The organism is Nocardioides sp. GY 10113, from assembly GCF_004919105.1.
In the GTDB taxonomy this organism is placed as follows: domain Bacteria; phylum Actinomycetota; class Actinomycetes; order Propionibacteriales; family Nocardioidaceae; genus Nocardioides.
In genome coordinates this window covers 1-5,645 of the sequence record NZ_STGK01000031.1, presented here as the reverse complement: position 1 = coordinate 5,645, position 5,645 = coordinate 1, and the positions used below count along the sequence as shown (strand labels likewise).

Sequence of the window (5,645 nt, the reverse complement as noted above, 5' to 3'; positions counted from 1 at the left end):
CGGTGCGTGTGATGTTTGAGAACTCAACAGTGTGTCATGCAAGTGATGGTTTGTTGTGAATGTTTGTGCGCATTCGCTGGCTTGCTTCTGATGGTCCTTTCGGGGGTTTGAGGTTGTTGGTTGGTGGGTGTGTGGTTTTCGGCAGATCGATAGTTTCTGACAACTTGTTGTCAGTGATTGTCTGTTTGTCAGGATTAGAGATTTTCTTATGGAGAGTTTGATCCTGGCTCAGGACGAACGCTGGCGGCGTGCTTAACACATGCAAGTCGAGCGGAAAGGCCCTTTCGGGGGTACTCGAGCGGCGAACGGGTGAGTAACACGTGAGTAATCTGCCCCTGGCTCTGGGATAGCTTCGGGAAACCGAAATTAATACCGGATATGACGCATGCCTGCATGGGTGTGTGTGGAAAGTTTTTTCGGCCAGGGATGTGCTCGCGGCCTATCAGCTTGTTGGTGGGGTAATGGCCTACCAAGGCTTTGACGGGTAGCCGGCCTGAGAGGGTGACCGGTCACACTGGGACTGAGACACGGCCCAGACTCCTACGGGAGGCAGCAGTGGGGAATATTGGACAATGGGCGGAAGCCTGATCCAGCAACGCCGCGTGAGGGATGACGGCCTTCGGGTTGTAAACCTCTTTCAGTACCGACGAAGCGAGAGTGACGGTAGGTACAGAAGAAGGACCGGCCAACTACGTGCCAGCAGCCGCGGTAATACGTAGGGTCCGAGCGTTGTCCGGAATTATTGGGCGTAAAGGGCTCGTAGGCGGTTTGTCGCGTCGGGAGTGAAAACACCGGGCTTAACTCGGTGCTTGCTTTCGATACGGGCAGACTAGAGGTATGCAGGGGAGAATGGAATTCCTGGTGTAGCGGTGAAATGCGCAGATATCAGGAGGAACACCGGTGGCGAAGGCGGTTCTCTGGGCATTACCTGACGCTGAGGAGCGAAAGTGTGGGGAGCGAACAGGATTAGATACCCTGGTAGTCCACACCGTAAACGTTGGGCGCTAGGTGTGGGGCCTATTCCATGGGTTCCGTGCCGTAGCTAACGCATTAAGCGCCCCGCCTGGGGAGTACGGCCGCAAGGCTAAAACTCAAAGGAATTGACGGGGGCCCGCACAAGCGGCGGAGCATGCGGATTAATTCGATGCAACGCGAAGAACCTTACCTGGGTTTGACATACACGGGAAGCCTGCAGAGATGTGGGTCTCTTTGATACTCGTGTACAGGTGGTGCATGGCTGTCGTCAGCTCGTGTCGTGAGATGTTGGGTTAAGTCCCGCAACGAGCGCAACCCTCGTTCCATGTTGCCAGCACGCCCTTCGGGGTGGTGGGGACTCATGGGAGACTGCCGGGGTCAACTCGGAGGAAGGTGGGGATGACGTCAAGTCATCATGCCCCTTATGTCCAGGGCTTCACGCATGCTACAATGGCCGGTACAAAGGGCTGCGATCCCGTGAGGGTGAGCGAATCCCAAAAAGCCGGTCTCAGTTCGGATTGGGGTCTGCAACTCGACCCCATGAAGTCGGAGTCGCTAGTAATCGCAGATCAGCAACGCTGCGGTGAATACGTTCCCGGGCCTTGTACACACCGCCCGTCACGTCACGAAAGTCGGCAACACCCGAAGCCGGTGGCCTAACCCTTGTGGGGGGAGCCGTCGAAGGTGGGGCTGGCGATTGGGACGAAGTCGTAACAAGGTAGCCGTACCGGAAGGTGCGGCTGGATCACCTCCTTTCTAAGGAGCACCACCCCACTCCCGCCGAAGGCGCGGGGGTGACTATGGGGTGTTCGTATAGTGGAACACATACAAATCTTTGCAGCCTGCTCGTTCCTGTGTGGATGGGTGGGTGTTGGTCATGCGCATGGCACGCTGTTGGGTGTCTGAGGCATCAGACGCCGCCCACGGTGGTCTCCTGTGTGTCGAGCGTTGTGCTCGGTGCTGGGGGGTGTGGGAGGGGCTGGTTGGTCTCTTGTTTCTTGATTCTTTGATAGTGGACGCGAGTATGCACATCGCATCTGTTGGTCGCTCATCTGTTTGGGGTGGGGGCTGGCTGGTGTGGGTGTGTGTCTTGTGTGTTGTTTCGTTTGATTGTTTTGTGTGTTCTTAGGTGTTTGTTCCATGATCTGGCACTGGGATGCATGGCAGCTGCTGTTGTTGTGGTGGTTGTTGTGTGTGTTGGTGGTTTGTTGTGGGCAAGTTGTTAAGGGCGCATGGTGGATGCCTTGGCATCGAGAGCCGATGAAGGACGTGGGAGCCTGCGAAATGCCCTGGGGAGTTGGCAACCGAGCGTTGATCCGGGGATGTCCGAATGGGGAAACCCAGCACGAGTCATGTCGTGTTACCTGCACCTGAATGAAATAGGGTGTGTGGAGGGAACGTGGGGAAGTGAAACATCTCAGTACCCACAGGAAGAGAAAACAAAAGTGATTCCGAGAGTAGTGGCGAGCGAAATCGGATGAGGCTAAACCGGTCATGTGTGATACCCGGCAGGGGTTGCATGGTTGGGGTTGTGGGAGTGTTCTTGCATCATCTGCCGGTGGTGCGCGCAGTAAGAAACCAGTGATGAGGTCGAAGTCCGTTGGAAAGCGGTGCCGGAGCGGGTGATAGCCCCGTAGATGTAAGTTGCTGGCTGTGTTGAGCATTTCCCAAGTAACATGCCACTCCTGGAATGGTGTGTGAATCTGGCGGGACCACCCGTTAAGCCTAAATACTCCTCGATGACCGATAGCGGACCAGTACCGTGAGGGAAAGGTGAAAAGTACCCCTGGCGGGGAGTGAAATAGTACCTGAAACCATGCGCCTACAATCCGTCGGAGCCCGGCCGGCACATTCGTGTGCAGTGGGGGTGACGGCGTGCCTTTTGAAGAATGAGCCTGCGAGTTTGCGTTGTGTGGCGAGGTTAACCCGTGTGGGGTAGCCGTAGCGAAAGCGAGTCTGAATAGGGCGTTTGAGTCGCACGATCAAGACCCGAAGCGGAGTGATCTATCCATGGGCAGGTTGAAGCGCCGGTAAGACGGCGTGGAGGACCGAACCCACTTCAGTTGAAAATGGAGGGGATGACCTGTGGATAGGGGTGAAAGGCCAATCAAACTCCGTGATAGCTGGTTCTCCCCGAAATGCATTTAGGTGCAGCGTTGCGTGTTGCTTGCCGGAGGTAGAGCACTGGATAGCCGATGGGCCCTACCAGGTTACTGACGTTAGCCAAACTCCGAATGCCGGTAAGTGTAAGCGTGGCAGTGAGACTGCGGGGGATAAGCTTCGTAGTCGAGAGGGAAACAGCCCAGACCATCGGCTAAGGCCCCTAAGGGGCGGCTAAGTGGAAAAGGATGTGGAGTCGCAGTGACAACCAGGAGGTTGGCTTGGAAGCAGCCACCCTTGAAAGAGTGCGTAATAGCTCACTGGTCAAGTGATTCCGCGCCGACAATGTAGCGGGGCTCAAGCCGTCCGCCGAAGCCATGGCATCCATATGTAACCCAGGCGCCTTGTGCGTCCAGGGGTATGGGTGGGTAGGGGAGCGTCGTGCCACGGGTGAAGCGGCAGAGTGATCTAGCCGTGGACGTGGCACGAGTGAGAATGCAGGCATGAGTAGCGAATCACGGGTGAGAAACCCGTGCGCCGGATGATCAAGGGTTCCAGGGTCAAGCTAATCTGCCCTGGGTAAGTCGGGACCTAAGGCGAGGCCGACAGGCGTAGTCGATGGACAACGGGTTGATATTCCCGTACCGGCGAATTGGCGCCCATGACGAGGTTGGTGATGCTAACCACCCGAAGCAGCTTTGATCGATCCCTTCGGGGTGAGACGTTGTTGTGGAGCGTGGGATCCGATCCAGTAGTAGTCAAGCGATGGGGTGACGCAGGAAGGTAGCCCAACCACGCCGATGGTTGTGCGTGGGTAAGCATGTAGGGCGAGTTCTAGGCAAATCCGGAACTCTTTCTTTGATGATGAGCCTGAGATGTGATGCCGACCCCGTAGGGGGGAAGTGGGTGATCCTATGCTGTCGAGAAAAACCTCTAGCGAGCCATGAGCCGCCCGTACCCCAAACCGACTCAGGTGATCAGGTAGAGAATACCAAGGCGATCGAGACAACCATGGTTAAGGAACTCGGCAAAATGCCCCCGTAACTTCGGGAGAAGGGGGGCCCGGATCGTGTACCCACTTGCTGGGGAAGCGTGAAGGGCCGCAGAGACCAGGCCCAAGCGACTGTTTACTAAAAACACAGGTCCGTGCGAAGTTGTAAGACGATGTATACGGACTGACTCCTGCCCGGTGCTGGAAGGTTAAGAGGACGGGTTAGAACGCAAGTTCGAAGCTCAGAATTTAAGCCCCAGTAAACGGCGGTGGTAACTATAACCATCCTAAGGTAGCGAAATTCCTTGTCGGGTAAGTTCCGACCTGCACGAATGGAGTAACGACTTGGGCGCTGTCTCAACCATGGACTCGGCGAAATTGCACTACGAGTAAAGATGCTCGTTACGCGCGGCAGGACGGAAAGACCCCGGGACCTTTACTATAGTTTGGCATTGGTGTTTGGTTCGGCTTGTGTAGGATAGGTGGGAGACTGTGAAGCGGCCACGCCAGTGGTTGTGGAGTCATCGTTGAAATACCACTCTGGTCGTACTAGATGTCTAACCTAGGGCCATGATCTGGTTCAGGGACAGTGCCTGATGGGTAGTTTAACTGGGGCGGTTGCCTCCCAAAATGTAACGGAGGCGCTCAAAGGTTCCCTCAGCCTGGTTGGCAATCAGGTTTCGAGTGTAAGTGCACAAGGGAGCTTGACTGTGAGACAGACATGTCGAGCAGGGACGAAAGTCGGAACTAGTGATCCGGCAACTGCGAGTGGAAGCGTTGTCGCTCAACGGATAAAAGGTACCCCGGGGATAACAGGCTGATCTTCCCCAAGAGTCCATATCGACGGGATGGTTTGGCACCTCGATGTCGGCTCGTCGCATCCTGGGGCTGGAGTAGGTCCCAAGGGTTGGGCTGTTCGCCCATTAAAGCGGCACGCGAGCTGGGTTTAGAACGTCGTGAGACAGTTCGGTCCCTATCCGCCGCGCGCGTTGGAAACTTGAGAAAGGCTGTCCCTAGTACGAGAGGACCGGGATGGACGAACCTCTGGTGTGCCAGTTGTACCGCCAGGTGCAGGGCTGGTTGGCTACGTTCGGAAGTGATAACCGCTGAACGCATCTAAGCGGGAAGCACGTTTCAAGATGAGGTTTCCTACCCCCATGAGGGGATAAGGCCCCCAAGAGATGATTGGGTTGATAGGCCGGAGGTGTACAGCAGCAATGCCCAGCCGACCGGTACTAATAGGCCGAAAGCTTGCCACAACAAATCCCCAACACACCCAACAAAGCTGACACAGCTGTTGGTCGAACGATTGGGCGAAACCGCGCAAGACACACAGCATAATCGCGTCCACATGCCGTAACAGGCATGGTCAGAGAATCACAGACCACCCTCCACCCCCACCCCCGCCACCATCAACACGGCGGGACACGGGCGCGGTGGACGGGTCATAGAGTTACGGCGGCCATAGCGGCAGGGAAACACCCGGTCCCATACCGAACCCGGAAGTTAAGCCTGCCAGCGCCGATGGTACTGCAACCGCGAGGTTGTGGGAGAGTAGGACGCCGCCGGACAAACATTG

The 5,645-nt window shown here is 56.3% G+C and carries 3 rRNA genes; all 3 read left to right on the top strand.

Annotated elements, in window-relative coordinates:
- The first annotated feature begins 205 nt into the window (after nucleotides 1-205).
- Nucleotides 206-1,731 (top strand): 16S ribosomal RNA (locus tag E8D34_RS20595).
- Between the two features lie 456 nt (nucleotides 1,732-2,187).
- Nucleotides 2,188-5,325, top strand: a 23S ribosomal RNA gene (locus tag E8D34_RS20590).
- A 195-nt stretch (nucleotides 5,326-5,520) separates the two neighbouring features.
- Nucleotides 5,521-5,637: ribosomal RNA gene (rrf, locus tag E8D34_RS20585) — 5S ribosomal RNA — on the top strand.
- The 16S, 23S and 5S rRNA genes sit together here, the layout of an rRNA operon.
- The last annotated feature ends 8 nt before the right edge of the window (nucleotides 5,638-5,645 follow it).